Below are 16,693 nucleotides of genomic sequence, written 5' to 3' on the forward strand. Positions count from 1 at the left end.
GTATGAGCTCGGCCATGACAGAAAGAGCCAGCGCCAGCACGATGTACCACCAGGCCGTCAGCACGGGGACGAAGATTTTCGCCACCGCGCCGATGATCGACTGGTCGGACCGGCACTACCGCGTGTTCGCGCGGCAGATGACGAAGAATGCGCTGCTCTACACCGAAATGATCGTCGCCGACGCGATCCTGCGCGGCAATCGCGACCGGCTGCTCGGCTTCGATGCACAAGAACATCCCGTCGCCCTCCAGCTCGGTGGCAACGATCCGCAAAAGCTCGCCGAGGCGGCGCGGATCGGCGAGGGGTTCGGTTATGCCGAGATCAACCTCAATGTCGGCTGCCCCTCGGACCGGGTGCAATCCGGCACGTTCGGCGCCTGCCTGATGCGCGAGCCGCAGCTCGTCGCCGATTGCGTGGCGGCGATGAAGGCGGCGGTGTCGATCCCCGTCACCGTCAAGTGCCGCATCGGCGTCGACGACCAGGACCCGGAGGTGGCGCTGCGCGACCTCGTTTCGCGCATCCAGGACGCCGGCACGGATGCCGTCTGGGTCCACGCGCGAAAAGCCTGGTTGCAGGGCCTGTCGCCGAAGGAGAACCGCGATATTCCGCCACTCGACTATGGTCTCGTGCACCGGCTGAAGGCGGAAAATCCGCATCTTTTCATCGGGCTCAACGGCGGGCTTCACACATTGAATCAAGCCGTCGAGGAGATGCAAAACCTCGACGGCGTCATGCTTGGCCGCGCCGCCTATCAGGACAGTGGCGTCCTGACGGGCGTGGACGGGCTTTTCCCGCATCCGCTGTCGCCGGAAGGCCACCAGCCCTCTGAAACGATTGTCAGCCCGCAGGACCTTCCGGCGGACTATTGGGAAGCCGTGCGCGACGCGATGATGGCCTATGCCGCGCGTGTCGTGGCAAATGGCGGGCGGGTGGCGCATGTGACGCGCCACATGGTCGGCCTGTTCCAGGGTTTTCCGGGCGTGCGGCGTTACCGGCAGATCCTTTCCACCGATGCGACCAAGCCGGGCGCGGGGCCGGAGGTGATTTCGGCCGCCTTTTCCGCGGTTCTCGCCGCCCGCGCGACGACGGCTGCGGCGGCGGAATAGCGCTTTCTGTGCATCGCCCCGGCGCGACCACAATTTCGTCCCCTCGGGGTCGGAAACTTCCTCCCGCTTCGCCCTTGATGGCCGAGGGATGCGGGACTAGGACAGACGACGAATGCTAAGAGACGGACAGGTGGCCGCGTGATCGATCCCTACGCCATGCTCGGTATAGAGCGCGATGCCGACGACAATGCGGTCAAGACCGCCTATCGCAGGGCCGCCAAGGGCGTGCACCCGGATTCGGGCGGCGATGCCGACCAGTTCTCCCGCCTCCAAGCCTGCTACGACCTGCTGCGCGATCCCGTGCGTCGCAAGGTTTTCGACGATACCGGCTTCGACCCGCAGCTCGCCGATCCGCGCGACCTGAAGGGCCTGATGCTCTTGGAACCGCTCGTCAACGACGTCATTCTCGACGAGCGCGAGCCCGGCAGCTTCGATCCGCTGGCCGCCATGCGGCGCAAGCTCTCCGACGACATCGTCAAGAGCCGCTTCCACATCCTGGAGCTCGAACGCCACCGCAACCGCGTGCGCCAGCACATCGACCGGCTCGGCCGCAAGGCCGGCACGGATTTCCTCGGCTCCATGCTGCGCGCCCGCTCGCAATCGATCGCCGAGGCGATTCGCAATGCCGAGGGCCAGATCGCCGCCATCGAGCAGGCCTATGCCATGCTGGAGGACTATTCCTACGAACTCGCGACCGCCGTGGAGGCGCTCAAGGGGGAGGCGGCCGAGTAGCGTGATCGTGGCCGGAACGGCGGTTGCGGCCGACACTTTACCCGCACTCCGTGCCCATGATTTCGATGCCTATCTCCCTGATTAAACGAGGGATTATCAAATATTTTCCGTGCTTTGCCCGGTTAAACGGATAAAATTCCCTTGCGAAAGGCAGAATAAAAGCCTACATCCCACATATCGAACTTTGCTTGTGACCTTTGTCTCTCGCCTCTTGGCACGGTCAGATCTCCTCTCATCGTCGATTTACATGCGACTGTTTTGTCGCTTTCTCCAACGATTGAAAGGATATCGTTATGAATTCAGGCACTGTGAAGTGGTTCAACAGCACCAAGGGTTTTGGCTTTATCGCTCCTGATGATGGCGCCAACGACGTGTTCGTTCACATTTCCGCCGTCGAACGTGCGGGCTTGCGCTCGCTCGCCGAAGGCCAGAAGGTCAGCTACGACATCGTTCAGGACCGCAAGTCGGGCAAGAGCTCGGCCGACAACCTGCGCGCCGCATAAGAATTGTCGTTCCTCTTGGCTGACCACGGATGTACCGGCAGTCGAGACGGCGAGCGACAGGAAGAGGTCGGGGTAAAGCCCGGCCTTTTTGTTTCGAATGCACGCCTTTGATCACGTTCGGAGAGTTGTCCATGAGCCGGAAACGATTTGCGATCGGCGACACGGTCACCCTCAAGGCCGATCTGTTTCGATCGGCCGACAGCGAACGGGTCTGCCGGGTGGTCGGGGTCTTGCCGTCCGACCACGGCGAGGCACAATATCGTGTGCGTCTCGGCAACGAGACGTGTGAACGCCGGATCGTCGCGAGCGACATCGAAGCGACGGATACGGTGGAAATACGCAGTGGCGGCAGTGCGTCCGCTTCCTCCAAGGGAAGCGAACCCTGGTTCAAGCCATCCAGCATTCGCGTCAACAAATAATCACAATCAGCGGCGGCCGCACGGCCGCGATGGAAAGGATATGTTTTGCAGGTACTCGTCCGCGACAACAACATCGAACAGGCCATCCGCGTTCTGAAGAAGAAGCTGCAGCGCGAAGGCGTCTTCCGCGAAATGAAGGCCCGCAGCGCCTATGAAAAGCCGTCTGAAAAGCGCGCACGCGAAAAGGCCGAAGCCGTTCGGCGCGCCCGCAAGCTCGCCCGCAAGAAGGCCCAGCGCGAAGGCCTCATCCCTGGTCCCAAGCGCAAGCCGCTCCCGGGTCCGGGCCGCGTAGCCGGTTGATCGGCACGACGTCACGATGACGGCAGAGGAGCAAGCGATGACAGCGACCCGACAACAGTTTTTCAAGCCGACGAAGGTCAGCGCTGCGACGAAGGCCGCGGAAACCGATTCCGCCGCCAAGACCATCGTGGCGCAGGAAGCCGCCGCCCGCGACAAGAAGACGGAAAAGTTGCGGGCGATGCGCATCGCGCAGGAGGCGGCCCAACCCGCCCCCCTGCCGACGACCAAGAAGCGCAAGTAACAGACCTGTCGAACGGGGCTTCGGCCCTATACGACGTGCATCGGACAAGCAGCCCGGCCCAACAGCCGGGCTCTTGCCGTTTTTTGGTTGGAAGGCTCGCGGCGATCGCTGCGTTCTCAACGCTATCACTGTTTCCACTCCATTAATATTTCTGAGCGAAAACTACCTCACCTTGCTTGGTATCGATTTCGAGTGACGCCCCGCCGCTCCGCAGGCCCTTTTTTACGCAAAATTACATCCCGCCCCGCCCCGCCTCGTCGCAACGCCTTGCGATGTACCCGCTGCGTGATGAAGGGAGTATGGCGTGGGGGCGGGGCAAGGAAAACGCTTAGGCCCGTTTTAAATTGATTAGGCGGGGCCTCGGAAGAATTAAGGAATTTAGCGTTGCCGTGAATCTGTCATTGTGCAACTGTTCCGAGAATTATTTTGGAGTGAACATGGCTAAGAGATCGCGGAGCGTTGCAGCTGGATTGCCGTTAACGGTTGAGCAAAAAAATCTTTTTGAGGAAGCCAGAGGAAAGGGGCCAAAGGCGATTTGCTTTTTTAACAACAAGGGGGGAGTCGGAAAAACAACTTTGGTTGCAAATTTGGCCGCTGAATTATCTCTCAACTTTGGCGCGAAAGTACTTATTGTCGATTGTGATCCTCAGTGCAACCTTACTCAATACACGCTTGGGGATGAGAAGTCTGTTGATATTTATTCTAATTCCGATCCGAGTTCGGTTTATAGTATAATAAAACCCCTTGCTTTGGGGAAAGGATATAGTTCGAGTCTTCCAATAGTGCGCCCAGAGAAATTCGGATTTGACCTAGTTATCGGGGATCCAAGACTGGCCCTTCAGGAGGATTTGCTTGCTCAAGATTGGCGTGATGCGAAAGCTGGCGGAATGAGAGGTATCCAGACTACGTTTGTATTCTTGGATCTTCTTAGTAAAGCAAAGTCTCTAGATTATGATTTTGTATTTTTCGATATGGGTCCAGCATTGGGTGCTATCAATAGATCGATATTACTTGCGGTAGACTATTTCGTTGTTCCCATGGCGGTAGATATCTTCTCGATCTGGGCGATCCGAAATATTGGACAGACCGTAGCGGTGTGGCAACGCGATTTGCGGTCTGGAATAAATATCGCTGAGGACCCCACAGAACTGCCGAATTTCGATAGACGACAACAACTTAAATTTCTAGGTTATGTTACACAGCAACATAAGGAAAGAGTTGGCGGCGCTGACGTAGATAAATCCGACGGAACTGACCTCGCTCCTGCTCGTAAGATCGTCCTCGCTTATCAGGAAATTAATAAGACTATACCTGACGAAGTGAAGAAAAGTTTGGCGTCATTTTATGATGTTTCAAAATTGGATCCGCATCTTGGTGAAGTTAGGCATCTTGGTGGACTTGCGCCGACTTCGCAAAGCCAAAATGCGCCTTTATTTAATGTCGCTGTTGGAGGCGGGTACATCCAACTAAGAAGGCAAGCCAGAGAGATATATCGTAATATTGCAGTGAAATTTCTCTCTAATATTGTGGCATCAAATTAATGTTGTTCAATGCTGATCTAATTGATGATCTTGCTAGACAAAAAGTGGTCTTGTTTTTGGGGGCTGGAGTCTCGTCTAGTGCTGCTACCCGGGCAGGCCCGAGTATGAAGGGGTGGCCTACTTTTCTGATCGATGCGTGCCGAGGAATTGATCCGGGTGTTGCGGCAGAAGTCAAGCAATTAGTGTTGGATAAAGATTATCTCTTGGCGTGTGAGATACTTCAGCTAGCTCACGCCGATGAATGGCCCAACTTGATTATGGCCGAATATGGGCAAAGCGCTGAACCATCGCCGTTGCATCGTGCGTTGGTTCTTCTTGATCAGAGGATTATTCTTACAACAAATTTTGATAAGATTCTAGAAGTGGCTTGGGAGAATAAATTTGGAAGTGCAAGTCATTATCCAATTGTTATTACCGGTATACCGGAAAAAGCTTTTGGAATACTGAAGGACTATGGCAGAAAGTATATAATAAAGATACACGGAAGCATAGACGATGCGGAGAATGTCGTATTCTCCAGATCGCAGTATGTTAAATCTGCCTTCGCAAACCCAGCTTATTTGGGTTTTCTGGATAGTCTTCTGTTAAATTATACATTTTTGTTTGTTGGATTTTCCATGGATGATCCGGCTATAACGTCGTTAATGGAAAATTACGCATTTAAATATTCAAAAGCACGGCCGCATTATATATTTGTGCCCGACGGAAAATCCCAGAGAATTATAGATATTAATAAGCGTTTAAGGAAGCTCGTCTCTATTACGTACGATGCGTCAAATCACCATGAGAAACTTTCAAAGCATATTGATGACCTTGTGGAGCAGGTTAATCGGCGTCGTAGCGAGCTTTATGCTGAAATGAAAAGCTTCGGTATGTAGTGAGTTTGTATCTTTTCACCGTCCAGGCCGACCCGTTTTACCCTTGGTACGCCCCTTGCGCTTCTCCTCACCCGGATCCTCATAACTTCCGGCGCCGATCTTCCCGCGGCGAACGGGCTTGGCATCCTCCGCACTGCTGACGCGTTCCGGTTGGCCTTCCAGCAAGGGGCCGGTGCGCTTCTTGCTGGCGAGGGTTTCGTCCGGGCGGGCGGGGGTGCTGCCGGCGATGGGTTTTTCGGTGCGGCCGACGGTCATTTCGTCGAGGCTGTTCTTGCGGAACAGCGATTTTCCGGCGGGTTCGGCGATGTCGCGGCCCATTTCATTCAGCTCGGGCTTGCGGAAGAGCGGGCGTTCGGTGTCGGTGCCCGGGCCCATGTCGTCGAGCGAGGGTTTTTGGAAGAGGCTGCCGGCGGCGGCGTCCTTGGTCTTGGATGCGCGCGTGGCGGCCGAGGATGATGGGGTTTTTGCCCCGCCTTTTTCCTGGGCCTTCGCCTCTTCGCGTGCCATCGGGTCGTCCATGACGGCCAGTTCGGCGGCCTTGAGGCGCTTGATCTCGTCGCGCAGGCGCGCGGCCTTTTCGAAGTCGAGATCGGCGGCGGCGTCGCGCATGGCTTTTTCCAGCGCGTTGAGATGGGTCTGAAGGTTGTTGCCGACGAGGTTGCCGCCATCCGCAAAACCCTTGCCGGAAACGCCGGAAATGTCGGCGCGGACGTGGTCGCGCTCGTAGACCGAGTCGAGGATGTCGGAGATCTTTGCTTTCACCGATTCCGGGGTGATGCCATGAGCCTCGTTGTAGGCGACCTGCTTTTCGCGGCGCCGGGTCGTCTCCTCCATGGCGCGCTGCATGGAGCCGGTGATCTGGTCGGCATAGAGGATGACCTTGCCGTCGACGTTACGCGCCGCACGGCCGATGGTCTGGACGAGGGAGGTTTCGGAGCGCAAAAAGCCTTCCTTGTCGGCGTCGAGGATGGCGACGAAGCCGCATTCCGGAATGTCGAGGCCTTCACGCAGCAGGTTGATGCCGACCAGCACGTCGAAAGCACCCAGACGAAGATCGCGGATGATCTCGATGCGCTCCAGCGTGTCGATATCCGAGTGCATATAGCGCACGCGAACACCCTGTTCGTGCAGGTATTCGGTCAGGTCCTCCGCCATGCGCTTGGTGAGCACGGTGACGAGCGTGCGGTAACCGGCCTGGCTGGTCTCGCGGATTTCGCCCAGCACGTCGTCCACCTGGCTTTTCGCCGGACGCACCTCGACCGGCGGGTCGATGAGGCCGGTCGGGCGGATGACCTGTTCGGCGAAGACGCCGCCGGACTGGTCCATTTCCCATCCGCCCGGCGTGGCGGACACGGCGATCGTGTCGGGGCGCATGGCGTCCCATTCCTCGAAGCGCAGCGGGCGGTTGTCCATGCAGGAGGGCAGGCGGAAGCCGTATTCGGCCAGCGTCGCCTTGCGTCGAAAGTCGCCGCGATACATGCCGCCGATCTGCGGGATGGTGACGTGGCTTTCGTCGATGAAGATCAGCGCGTTGTCCGGGATATATTCGAAGAGCGTCGGCGGCGGCTCGCCGGGCTTGCGGCCCGTGAGATAGCGCGAATAGTTCTCGATGCCGGCGCAGGAGCCGGTGGCCTCCAGCATCTCGATATCATAGCGCGTGCGCTGTTCGAGGCGCTGCGCTTCCAGCAGGCGGCCGGCCTTTTCCAGCTCGACGAGGCGGTGCTTCAGCTCCTCCTTGATCGCCTTGATGGCGCCGTTCAGCGTCGGGCGGGGGGTGACGTAGTGCGAATTGGCGTAGATCTTCACCGACTTCAGGTCGCCGGTCTTCTGGCCGGTCAGCGGGTCGAACTCGGTGATCGCGTCGATCTCGTCGCCGAACATCGAGATGCGCCAGGCGGCATCTTCAAGGTGGGCGGGGAAGATCTCGATCGTATCCCCGCGCACGCGAAAACTGCCGCGCTGAAAATCCATCTCGCGGCGCTTGTATTGCTGGGCGACAAGGTCGGCGAGGAGCTGGCGCTGGTCCAGCCGGTCGCCGACCTGCATCTGGAAGGTCATCGCCGTATAGGTCTCGACCGAGCCGATACCGTAGATGCAGGAGACGGAGGCGACGATGATGCAGTCGTCGCGCTCGATCAGCGAGCGGGTGGCCGAGTGGCGCATGCGGTCGATCTGCTCGTTGATCGAGGATTCCTTCTCGATGAACGTATCCGAGCGCGGCACATAGGCTTCCGGCTGGTAATAATCGTAGTAGGAGACGAAATATTCGACCGCGTTTTCCGGGAAGAAGTTCTTGAATTCGGAATAGAGCTGCGCGGCCAGCGTCTTGTTCGGCGCGAGGATGACGGCGGGGCGCTGCGTCGCCTCGATCACCTTGGCCATGGTGAAGGTTTTGCCGGAGCCGGTGACGCCGAGCAGCACCTGGCTGCGCTCGCCGGAATCGAGGCCTTCGACGAGGTCGCGGATGGCGGTCGGCTGGTCGCCGGCGGGCTGGTATTCGCTGATCATGCGAATGGGGATGCCGCCCTCAGACTTTTCCGGCCGGGCCGGGCGGTGCGGCGTCCACAGCTTGCCGTCCTTGAACAGCGGGTTGCCGCTCTCGATGAGCGCCGAGAGCGCTTCCACCGTCGCGGTAACGGCCGTGCCGGCGTTGGAAGAGACAGCGTCCTCCAGCGAGGTGTCCATGCCGGAGACCGGGTTGAGGCCGGCGGCGGCGCGCGTCTTCGGATCGGACGAGCCGCCGATCGACACGCCGCGGGAGGTTTTGGAGACAGTCACGTTTTCCGTGTGGCGGCGCGCGGCGTTCTCCACGGTCTTGCGGTGTTTGCCGGCCTTGGAGGCGACCTCGCGCCGGCTCTCGATGCTCGCGGCTTCCGCCTCGGCTTCGAGCTGCTTCACCCAATCGGAGACGCTGCCCGAAAGGGGTTCTCCCTCGAAAGGCGATTGCGGGGCTTCCTCGAAACCGGGGTTCGAGGGCGAGGGTTTCTTCGGTGATCTGGCCATGCGGGGAATATGGAGAGAGTCATCCGGAAAGAAAAGAGGGCATGAGTACAAAAGGGAAACGAATTTGCAGCCATCCCCGTGCGTTATCTTCCAAGGTTGGCGGGGGGCGATCATGGACAGGGTGGATGAAGGGGCACTGATGCCGAGGGAAGCGGCGCTGGAGGACCTGCACGCTGCGGTGGCGGCCTACAATGCCTCGCGGGGCGGGGTGACCCATCACATGTATATCCGCGTGGTGCTGATTTTCGGCGGCTTTCTGGTGTTCGCGGGCTTTGCCAGCTATCTGGCCGTGACGGAGATCGAGTCGGATGTCGTGGGCATCGTGCTCGGCCTGCTGTTCGTGGCGGGTGGCTTCGTCTGGCGCTTCGCCCTCGCGCCGGCCCGGGAGTTCCAGCAGAACCTGCGCGACCGCATGCTGCCGATCGTCTTCGGCTTCGTCGACCAGGTGCAGTATGTGCACGGCGCGACGCCGCATTTCCTCTCCGGCATGCCGGACAAGGATTTCGTCAGGCGCAGCCGCAGCGAACACGGCGACATGATCGCGGGAAAACATGACGGGCTCGCCTTCACGCTCTCGGAAACGGAGCTGAGTACCGGCAGCGGGAAAAGCCGCGAGACGACGTTCAAGGGCGTGATCTTCCACTTCGAGCGCGAGGATGCCTTTCCCGGCCTGCTGCTGGCGGCGCGCAAGCCGAACGCGGTGCACCGCTTCATGCGAAACCTGTTCGGCGGCACCGCGCTCGCGCTCGTCACGAGCGGCAATCCGGAGGTGGACGCTTCGCACGAATTCCGCACCGACCGGCCCGAGGCCGCCACGCCCCTCGTGCAGGGCACGCTCGCCAAGGCGCTGGATTATCTCGCCAGCGAATGGCGGGACGACGTGGTGCGCATCGCCCTCAACCAGAGGCAATGTTACCTGCTGGTGCCGACGAAGAAGGACTTTTTCGAATTGCCGTCCGTGGACACGACCATCGACTTCGAGCGGCATATCAGGCCGATGATCCGCGATCTCGTGCTGTTGCTGGCGACGGCGCAGCTGGTGCGCAAGATCGGGTAGCAAACGAAACGCCGGCAGGGCCGGCGCTTCGAGTCCGTCCTGGGAGGATGGTTAGAGGATGAAGTCGCCCTTGTAGAGATTGCCGAATGCTTCGACTTCCAGGATGAAGTCGGCTTTCTTGTCACCGTTGATGTCGCCCATGACGAGCTTCGTGTAGTGGCCGTTGCTGAGTTCAGTTTCCGTCCACGTCAGTTCGCCTTTCTTGCCGCTGAAGGCGGCGCCTTCCTTGGCGACCCAGGTGAAGGCGTCGTTCTTCTTCGTGCCGGCGATGGCGTCGATCGCGGAGAAGTCGATCTTGTCGCGGCCGTCGAAGCTGTCTGCCTTGAACTGCTCGATCACATCGCGGCGTCCTTCGGACCGGCCGATCTCGGCTGCGCTCTTGAAGACGAAACGGTCACCGCTTCCGCCGCCCCACATCTTGTCGGCGCCAGCACCACCGGTGATCACATCACGACCGTCGCCACCATTGATCTTGTCGTTACCCTTGCCGCCGTTGATGGTGTTCTTGAAGCCGCCGCCGTAGATTTCGTCGTTGCCGGTACCGCCGTCGATAATGTTGTGCGCGCGATCGTTACCGAAGATCTGGTCGTTTCCGCCGTAGCCATAGATCTTGTAGACGGAGTCGCTGTTCAGCGGATCTGCGAGGAGAAAGTTGTTCTTGTTGTCGCCTTTTAACGTAGCCATAGAATGTCTCCGGTATCATGAAATAGACGGCGGTCCTGCGACCAGCCGGTTCACATCAATGGTCGCGCGTGTCGTGATCTGTGAAGCATGGGCGCGATGAAGCGGCTTTAGGGGCAGGCGAACTGCTGCTCTTTCGACGAACCGCCGTTTTTCGTCGCCGAACGGCACTCGACAACCTCAAGCGTAAAACGGATTATCGATGGGATGACCATCGCGCCGATCCTTCCCTACATTGAGCGTGCCGATTCGGACCTGCAACGGGCGGCCGTGCGGTTCGGCGGGCTTTACCTTGTTGTCGTCTTCCTGAGTTCCAGCCTTCTGTGGGGACTGGCGGGCACGGACCCGATCGACTCGGCGCGCGGCAAGGTTTTCCTGCTATCCGGCGCCGCGATCGTGGCGGTCCTGCTGACAGCCCTGTTGATCCGGCTCAAGACATTGTCTTTGCCGATGAAGACTGTGCTCTGCTTCGTGCTGTCGCTTGTCGGCGGCGTGCTCTACTGCCTCATCGACCATGCGATCTATGTTTTTTGCGTTTATCCGGAGCCTGCGATTTGGGATACCACGGCCAACGCCTATAATCTCGTGTACGGAACATCGGTCTATTTCGGCTGGAGCTGCCTGTTCCTCGCGCTTTCCTACAGTTTCGAGCTGCGCGATCGCGAGCGGCGGCTGGCGCAAATGCGGGAGGAGGCGATGGCGGCGCAGATGCGGGCGCTGCGCTACCAGCTCAACCCGCATTTCCTGTTCAACACGCTGAATTCCATGGCCGGGCTGATCGAGGAGGGCGAGCGCGACGATGCGCGGGACATGGTGCTGTCGCTGTCGGCCTATCTGCGCACGACGCTGGCGCTTGATCCGCTGCAGGACCTGCTGCTGGAGGAGGAGATCGCGTTGCAGGCCGGCTATCTCGCCATCGAGCGGCGGCGCTTTTCCGATCGCATGCGGGTGGAGATCGACGTGCCGGAGGCGCTGCGCGAGGTGCTGGTGCCGAGCCTCATTCTCCAGCCGCTGGTGGAAAATGCCGTCAAGCATGGTGCCGGCCGCAAGACGGGCAGCGTGGCGATCGTCATCCGCGCCAGGGCGGAGGCGGGCCGGCTGCGGCTCGACGTCGAGAACGACATGGCGGGCGGCGATCCGCTGCCGGGCAACGAGAGCTTCGGCATCGGCTTGAAGAATGTCGGAGAGCGGCTGTCGCGGCGCTTTCCGGGCGTCAGCGGCCTGGATTATGGCCGCACCGACGACGGCCGCTTCCGCGTCACGTTGACAATGCCTTTCAGGACCGCATGACCGAAATTTCCGTTCTTATCATCGATGACGAACCCATCGCGCGCCGTCGCATGGCCCGTATGCTTGCAACCATCGACGGCGTGATCCATGCCGGTGAGGCGGGCGACGTGCCGCAGGCGATTGCGCAGATCGCGGCGCTTTCGCCGGATGTGCTGCTGCTCGACATCCAGATGCCCGGCGGCAGCGGCTTCGACGTGCTGGAGCAGATGGCACCGCAGACGCCGCTGCCGATCTTCGTCACCGCCTTCGACCACCACGCCATCCGTGCCTTCGAATGCAATGCGGTGGACTACCTGACCAAGCCGGTGACGCCGGAGCGCCTGCGCCAGGCGCTCGGCCGCGCGCAGGCGGCAATCGCGGCGCGCGAGAACCGGGACACGGTGGAGGAGCTGCGCGAGACCGTGGCGGCGCTTCGCAAGGCGCTGCGCGAGCAATCCGCCCGACCGACGCAGTTCTGGGTGAAGTCACGGCGCGAGACGATCCGCATTCCGGCGGAAAAGGTGACGCGGTTCCAGGCGGATGGCGACTATGTGCAGCTGCATGCCGAGCAGGGCACGTTTCTCTACAATGAGAGCCTCGCCGGGCTGGAGCGGCGCCTGCCGGCCGAGGACTTTTTGCGGGTGAGTCGCAGCGCGATCGTGCGACGGGACCAGGTGACGCGGGTGAAGCGCGGGCCGCTCGGCGTGCTGCATGTCGTGCTGCGCGATGAAAGCGAGGTCAAGGTCGGCCGCACCTATCTGCGCGTGGTGCGCGACGGCCTGATCCAGGAATGAGGCCGCGGCTCAGATGGCGCTGGTGAGAATAGCGCGCAGATGATCGGCGACGTGCTGCACGGCGCGATCCTTGTCCCCGCGGCGATGCCAGGCGAGGTGCAGCGGAAAGCCCGGCACGGGAATGGGCGGCTCCACGATGTGGAAGCGGCTTGCGGCATCCGGCGGCAGGCAATGGCGCGGCATCATGACGATGAGCTCGCTCTCTTCCAGCAGCGGCGGCACCATCAGGAAGCTGGGGACGACGATGCCGACGCGGCGGAATTTTCCAAGCGCGGCGAGCTGGTCGTCGAGCCCGCTGCGCGTCTCGCCGCGGCCGGAGACGATGATGTGCGGATAGTCGAGCCAGCGATCGAGCGAGAAGCCGACGGCGGCCGGATGGTCGTTGCGCATGGCCACGACATAGTCTTCGTCGAGCAGCGTTTCGCAGTGAAAGGCGGCTTCGTCCAGGCTCGGGAAGACCGAGACGGCGATGTCGCTCGCGCCGCGCGCCAGCGATTCGAGCGCCGCCGGCGCGCCGTGCCAGGGCTGGATGACGATATCGATGCCGGGGGCGGAGCGGGAGAGTGCGCGATGCAGCGGGCCGGTAATAAGGATGCCGGGATGATCCGCTGTGACGACGCGCACGCATTGCCGGATCTCGCGCAGCGGCTCTTCCGGCGCATCGACGACGGCGGCGATGCCGACGAGCAGGTTTTTCAACGGATCGCGCAGCGCCTCCGCCTTCGGCGTCAGCCGCATGCCGCCCTTGCCGCGCTCCAGCAGGGGATCGCCGAAGAGGTGGCGGCAGCGCTCCAGCGCGCTGGAGGTCGCCGGCTGCGAGAGGTTCAGCTTGGCGGCGGCGCGTGAAACATGCGCCTCGTCCAGCAGGGCGTCGAGCACGACGAGAAGGTTGAGGTCGATCGATCTTAAATTCATGCCACAGATAATATCATATACAAATCATCCATTGGAGTGATTTCTTTGTTCTCGGCATTCTGTGGGCGTCAACACGGAGATGCCATGATGAGCAAGACATTGATCCTTCTTTTCCACCCCGATCTCGGCCGTTCGCGCGCCAATGCCGCGCTCGCCGGCGCCGCCCTGCGCCTGCCGGAAGTCGAGGTCATCGACCTCTATTCGCTCTATCCGGATGGCGAGATCGACACTGACCAGGAAGTGGCCCGGCTGCTTTCGGCCGACCGCATCGTCTTCCAGTTCCCGATCCAGTGGTACTCCACGCCACCGCTGCTGAAGGCCTGGCAGGATGTCGTGCTGACCCGCATGTTTTACATGGCCTACGAGACCGAGGGCCGCCTCATGGAAGGCAAGCCGCTGCTCGTGGTCGCGACGGCCGGCAATGTGCCGGAAGCCTATGCTCCGGCCGGCGCCAACAGGTTCACCATGGCCGAATTGCTGCGCCCGCTGGAGGCGACCGCACACCGCTGCGGCCTGCCGTGGCAGCCGCCGCACCTCACCTACCGGGCGGACAAGCTCGACGACCTGTCGCTGCGCAGGGCCGGGCTGCAATACATGGCCCTGCTCGAAGAATGGCGTAAAGCGAGCGAGCCGCAGGAGGATCCCCGCCGTTATCTCGTGGAAGCGTGGGGGTGAGTCATGACGACGATCGTTTCTGCGGCGGTGCCGCGGCCCGTTGTGCCGGTCTGGTTTTTACAGGCTGCACGCGCCGTGCCGGTCGGTATTCTCCTGCAATATCTGCTGGCAGGGCTGGCGCTCTTCCAGGATGGCCTGTTCTGGGCGTGGCACGGCGGGCTTGGCCTTGCCCTCTTCCTGCCGATTGCCGCGATGGCTTTGACGGAATGGCTTGCACGCCCGGCGCGGGCCTTGCGCTGGTGGACGGGGCTGCTGGTGGTGCTTTATGTCCTCCAGGTCGTCCTGATCGTCAGCGGCCAGAATTTTGGCTCCGGCCTGTTGCAGGCGCTGCATCCCTTCAATGGCGGCCTGATGCTCGTCGCCTCGCTCGTCCTCGTGGCGAAGGTCGAGCGCAAGCGGGCGCGGTCGGCGTGATGAAACCTTACGGCGCGCCGGCCGTGCTGCGGCCGAAGCGCACGGCATGCTGATCCAGCCAGCGCGGAATTTCCGCCGCCGGCATGGGGCGGGCGAAATGGTAGCCCTGGGCATGGCGGCAGCCGAGCATGCGCAGCACCTCGGCTTCCTCTTCCTCCTCCACGCCTTCCACCACGATATCGATGGAAAGCGCCCGGCCGATGCCGATGAGCGCGGCGATCAGCGCCTGGTTCTCACGGCTGGTGGCGATGCCCTTGACGAAGCTGCGGTCGATCTTCAGCCGGTCGATATGCAGGCTGACGAGATAGGCGAGCGAGGAATGGCCCATGCCGAAATCGTCGACCGCGAGGCGGAAACCGGCCGCCTCTAGCCGGGCGAGCTCCGCGCCAGCCGCCTGCGTGTCGAGCGTCGCTTCTTCGGTGATCTCGATCTCCATAAGCGCGGGAGAGACCTCGTGCTCGCTGGCGATGGCGATCAGCAGGCGCGACAGCGTGTCGCCGGAAAATTCGCGCGGCGACACGTTCACTGCCACGGCCGCTTCCGGCAGGCCGAGGCGGGGCAGGGTGCGCAGCAGCTCGGCGGCACGCGTCGCGACATAGCCGGTCAGTGCCGATGAAATATGCAGCGCATGGGCGGCGCGCACGATATCCGGCGGGCTGACGGGGCCAAGCTCGGGATGCGCCCAGCGCAGCAGTGCCTCGAAACCAGTGACGCGGCCGGTGGCAAGCTCCACCTGCGGCTGGAAGACCACCATCAATTGCCGCGTGTCGATCGCCTCGGTCAGCGTCGCCTCGATCAGGCGCTGCCGCTCGATGCGGGCCTTCAGCTCCGGATTGAACAGGCCGAGCCGGCGGCGTCCGCCTTCCTTGGCGGCGTAGAGCGCGATATCGGCGCTGGCGAAAAGGTGGTCGGCCGTTTCGCCGTGCTGCGGATGGAGCGCCAGGCCCGCACTGGCGCCGACGGTTACGGGCCGGTCGTCGATATGGATGGGATCGCCGGCCAGCCGCACGATGCCTTCTCCGATCTCCCGGCCGCGCATTTCCGCCTCTTCCCCCTCGATGATGACGGCGAATTCGTCGCCGCCGAGGCGCACGACCGTGTCGGTGGGGCCAGTGAGCCCGGTCAGCCGGCCAGCGATCTCGACGAGCACGGCGTCGCCCGCACCGTGGCCCATCGTGTCGTTGATCGCCTTGAAGCGGTCGAGGTCGATGGCAAGCAGGGCGAGCGTGCCCGAAGGCACGCCGCTGTCGAGCAGGTCACGCAGGCGCTGGTTGAAGAGCGCGCGGTTGCCCAGCCCAGTCAGCGGGTCGCGGTTCGCGAGCGAGGCGAGCTGATGGTAGGACTGGCGGATTTCGGCATTGGCATCGGAGAGCGACGAGGCGAGCGCAACGGCCTTCAGCCGGTCGATCTGGCTGCGGATGAAGCCCGCTTCGCTGAGCTGGCTGGCGCGCACCATCATGACGGCGAGCAGCAGCGCATCGGCGGCGATGACGAGCGCCTCCGTCGTGCCGGAGACGAGCAGCGATATGAAGGCGGAGGCGAGCGGCGGGCCGGCGAAGAACAGCGCCGTGCGGGAATAGGCGGTGCTCTGCATCAGCGATCCCGCGCAGATGCCGCCGATGATGAAGATGAGATAGGGGTTGAGGCCGTTCGCCCCATGCACGGCGCCGATGAAGGGCGGCAGGCTCCAGGCGATGCCGCCGCCGAGCGCTCCGAGCGACAATACCTTCAGCGCCCGCTGCGGCCGTTCGACCGCGCAGTTCAGCCGCTTGACGATGCGCACGCCGACATAACGCGCCAGGTTGATCGCCAGCACGGCGGCGAGCCACAACAGGATTTCGACACTTGGCCCGTCGAGCCAGAGCACGGCCGCCGTCGTTGCGGCGAGAAAACTGTTGGCGGAGAGCGACAGCACGATGCTGTCCAGCACGGACAGGGCCTGTGCGGACATGATCTGGCGTCTAGTCGGTTCATCCACCGGCATCAACCGGGTCGCATCCGTCATTTGGGTTCCCGGTTTTAAAACTGTGCCGTCCGAGCGGATGGTGTGGTGGTGGGCATAAGATTGTCTTAACAGGGGATCGCGAGAATCCATGACGGCGCGGACTTGACGGCGGCGGCGGCTCGGTTATGCCGGTCGCAGATCGCCCTAGACCATGTCCGGT

General features: G+C 61.7%; 17 protein-coding genes. 13 read left to right on the forward strand and 4 right to left on the reverse strand.

Going from position 1 to position 16,693, the window contains the following annotated elements:
• The first annotated feature begins 41 nt into the window (after positions 1-41).
• The 8 genes from dusA (at position 42) to AC1RWL_RS11845 (ending at position 5,720) form a co-directional block, all read left to right on the forward strand.
• On the forward strand, positions 42-1,106 hold the full coding sequence (gene dusA / locus AC1RWL_RS11810; RefSeq protein ID WP_493094949.1) for a tRNA dihydrouridine(20/20a) synthase DusA: 1,065 nt from the start codon (positions 42-44) through the stop codon (positions 1,104-1,106).
• A 156-nt stretch (positions 1,107-1,262) separates the two neighbouring features.
• Complete coding sequence (locus AC1RWL_RS11815) at positions 1,263-1,838, forward strand: J domain-containing protein (protein ID WP_493094948.1); 576 nt, start codon at positions 1,263-1,265, stop codon at positions 1,836-1,838.
• Positions 1,839-2,131: 293 nt separating this feature from the next.
• Positions 2,132-2,341, forward strand: coding sequence for a cold-shock protein (locus AC1RWL_RS11820; protein ID WP_256115546.1), 210 nt, complete (start codon positions 2,132-2,134; stop codon positions 2,339-2,341).
• Positions 2,342-2,472: 131 nt separating this feature from the next.
• Positions 2,473-2,760 (forward strand): cold-shock protein, encoded by a 288-nt coding sequence (locus tag AC1RWL_RS11825; RefSeq protein WP_256115547.1) that lies wholly within the window; start codon positions 2,473-2,475, stop codon positions 2,758-2,760.
• 45 nt (positions 2,761-2,805) lie between these two features.
• A complete protein-coding gene (rpsU, locus tag AC1RWL_RS11830; protein ID WP_256115548.1) occupies positions 2,806-3,060 on the forward strand; it encodes a 30S ribosomal protein S21 in 255 nt (84 codons plus the stop codon).
• Between the two features lie 37 nt (positions 3,061-3,097).
• Complete coding sequence (locus tag AC1RWL_RS11835; RefSeq protein ID WP_256115549.1) at positions 3,098-3,301, forward strand: hypothetical protein; 204 nt, start codon at positions 3,098-3,100, stop codon at positions 3,299-3,301.
• Positions 3,302-3,738: 437 nt separating this feature from the next.
• Positions 3,739-4,842 (forward strand): ParA family protein, encoded by a 1,104-nt coding sequence (locus AC1RWL_RS11840; protein ID WP_493094657.1) that lies wholly within the window; start codon positions 3,739-3,741, stop codon positions 4,840-4,842.
• Positions 4,842-5,720: an SIR2 family protein gene (locus AC1RWL_RS11845; RefSeq protein WP_493094656.1), complete on the forward strand. Its 879-nt coding sequence runs from the start codon at positions 4,842-4,844 to the stop codon at positions 5,718-5,720. Before AC1RWL_RS11840 ends, AC1RWL_RS11845 begins: the two co-directional genes overlap by 1 nt.
• A gap of 15 nt (positions 5,721-5,735) precedes the next feature.
• Here AC1RWL_RS11845 and uvrB read toward each other — a convergent pair whose 3' ends face one another.
• Positions 5,736-8,723 carry an excinuclease ABC subunit UvrB gene (gene uvrB / locus AC1RWL_RS11850; RefSeq protein WP_493094655.1) on the reverse strand — a complete coding sequence of 996 codons (2,988 nt, stop codon included), beginning with the start codon at positions 8,721-8,723 and terminating at the stop codon, positions 5,736-5,738.
• 112 nt (positions 8,724-8,835) lie between these two features.
• Between uvrB and AC1RWL_RS11855 the strand changes: the two genes are divergently transcribed.
• Positions 8,836-9,780 carry a DUF3137 domain-containing protein gene (locus tag AC1RWL_RS11855; RefSeq protein WP_493094654.1) on the forward strand — a complete coding sequence of 315 codons (945 nt, stop codon included), beginning with the start codon at positions 8,836-8,838 and terminating at the stop codon, positions 9,778-9,780.
• Positions 9,781-9,831: 51 nt separating this feature from the next.
• On the opposite strand, the gene AC1RWL_RS11860 is transcribed toward AC1RWL_RS11855, so the two are convergent.
• Complete coding sequence (locus AC1RWL_RS11860; protein WP_493094653.1) at positions 9,832-10,464, reverse strand: calcium-binding protein; 633 nt, start codon at positions 10,462-10,464, stop codon at positions 9,832-9,834.
• A gap of 204 nt (positions 10,465-10,668) precedes the next feature.
• On the opposite strand from AC1RWL_RS11860, the gene AC1RWL_RS11865 reads away from it, so the two are divergent.
• Both AC1RWL_RS11865 and AC1RWL_RS11870 read left to right on the forward strand, forming a co-directional pair.
• A complete protein-coding gene (locus tag AC1RWL_RS11865; RefSeq protein WP_493094652.1) occupies positions 10,669-11,751 on the forward strand; it encodes a sensor histidine kinase in 1,083 nt (360 codons plus the stop codon).
• Positions 11,748-12,524, forward strand: a complete 777-nt coding sequence (locus AC1RWL_RS11870; RefSeq protein WP_256115557.1) for a LytR/AlgR family response regulator transcription factor — start codon at positions 11,748-11,750, stop codon at positions 12,522-12,524. Before AC1RWL_RS11865 ends, AC1RWL_RS11870 begins: the two co-directional genes overlap by 4 nt.
• Before the next feature lie 9 nt (positions 12,525-12,533).
• Here AC1RWL_RS11870 and AC1RWL_RS11875 read toward each other — a convergent pair whose 3' ends face one another.
• Positions 12,534-13,439 carry a LysR family transcriptional regulator gene (locus AC1RWL_RS11875; RefSeq protein WP_493094651.1) on the reverse strand — a complete coding sequence of 302 codons (906 nt, stop codon included), beginning with the start codon at positions 13,437-13,439 and terminating at the stop codon, positions 12,534-12,536.
• 87 nt (positions 13,440-13,526) lie between these two features.
• On the opposite strand from AC1RWL_RS11875, the gene AC1RWL_RS11880 reads away from it, so the two are divergent.
• Positions 13,527-14,114: an NAD(P)H-dependent oxidoreductase gene (locus tag AC1RWL_RS11880; protein WP_493094650.1), complete on the forward strand. Its 588-nt coding sequence runs from the start codon at positions 13,527-13,529 to the stop codon at positions 14,112-14,114.
• Positions 14,115-14,117: 3 nt separating this feature from the next.
• Positions 14,118-14,528: a DUF6220 domain-containing protein gene (locus AC1RWL_RS11885; RefSeq protein WP_493094649.1), complete on the forward strand. Its 411-nt coding sequence runs from the start codon at positions 14,118-14,120 to the stop codon at positions 14,526-14,528.
• A gap of 7 nt (positions 14,529-14,535) precedes the next feature.
• On the opposite strand, the gene AC1RWL_RS11890 is transcribed toward AC1RWL_RS11885, so the two are convergent.
• Positions 14,536-16,533: a putative bifunctional diguanylate cyclase/phosphodiesterase gene (locus AC1RWL_RS11890; RefSeq protein WP_492647085.1), complete on the reverse strand. Its 1,998-nt coding sequence runs from the start codon at positions 16,531-16,533 to the stop codon at positions 14,536-14,538.
• Between the last annotated feature and the right edge of the window lie 160 nt (positions 16,534-16,693).

The sequence above is a fragment of the Shinella sp. GW821-FHT10F02 genome, assembly GCF_058809275.1.

Bases quoted from the DNA above. Each gene is read 5' to 3' on its own strand.
- uvrB (WP_493094655.1), bottom strand. From the start codon at position 8,723: ATGGCCAGATCACCGAAGAAACCCTCGCCCTCGAACCCCGGTTTCGAG.
- AC1RWL_RS11825 (WP_256115547.1), top strand. From the start codon at position 2,473: ATGAGCCGGAAACGATTTGCGATCGGCGACACGGTCACCCTCAAGGCC.
- AC1RWL_RS11835 (WP_256115549.1), top strand. From the start codon at position 3,098: ATGACAGCGACCCGACAACAGTTTTTCAAGCCGACGAAGGTCAGCGCT.
- AC1RWL_RS11880 (WP_493094650.1), top strand. From the start codon at position 13,527: ATGAGCAAGACATTGATCCTTCTTTTCCACCCCGATCTCGGCCGTTCG.
- AC1RWL_RS11870 (WP_256115557.1), top strand. From the start codon at position 11,748: ATGACCGAAATTTCCGTTCTTATCATCGATGACGAACCCATCGCGCGC.
- AC1RWL_RS11820 (WP_256115546.1), top strand. From the start codon at position 2,132: ATGAATTCAGGCACTGTGAAGTGGTTCAACAGCACCAAGGGTTTTGGC.
- AC1RWL_RS11865 (WP_493094652.1), top strand. From the start codon at position 10,669: ATGACCATCGCGCCGATCCTTCCCTACATTGAGCGTGCCGATTCGGAC.
- AC1RWL_RS11815 (WP_493094948.1), top strand. From the start codon at position 1,263: ATGCTCGGTATAGAGCGCGATGCCGACGACAATGCGGTCAAGACCGCC.
- AC1RWL_RS11840 (WP_493094657.1), top strand. From the start codon at position 3,739: ATGGCTAAGAGATCGCGGAGCGTTGCAGCTGGATTGCCGTTAACGGTT.
- AC1RWL_RS11890 (WP_492647085.1), bottom strand. From the start codon at position 16,533: ATGACGGATGCGACCCGGTTGATGCCGGTGGATGAACCGACTAGACGC.
- AC1RWL_RS11860 (WP_493094653.1), bottom strand. From the start codon at position 10,464: ATGGCTACGTTAAAAGGCGACAACAAGAACAACTTTCTCCTCGCAGAT.
- AC1RWL_RS11875 (WP_493094651.1), bottom strand. From the start codon at position 13,439: ATGAATTTAAGATCGATCGACCTCAACCTTCTCGTCGTGCTCGACGCC.
- AC1RWL_RS11885 (WP_493094649.1), top strand. From the start codon at position 14,118: ATGACGACGATCGTTTCTGCGGCGGTGCCGCGGCCCGTTGTGCCGGTC.
- AC1RWL_RS11845 (WP_493094656.1), top strand. From the start codon at position 4,842: ATGTTGTTCAATGCTGATCTAATTGATGATCTTGCTAGACAAAAAGTG.
- dusA (WP_493094949.1), top strand. From the start codon at position 42: ATGTACCACCAGGCCGTCAGCACGGGGACGAAGATTTTCGCCACCGCG.
- AC1RWL_RS11855 (WP_493094654.1), top strand. From the start codon at position 8,836: ATGGACAGGGTGGATGAAGGGGCACTGATGCCGAGGGAAGCGGCGCTG.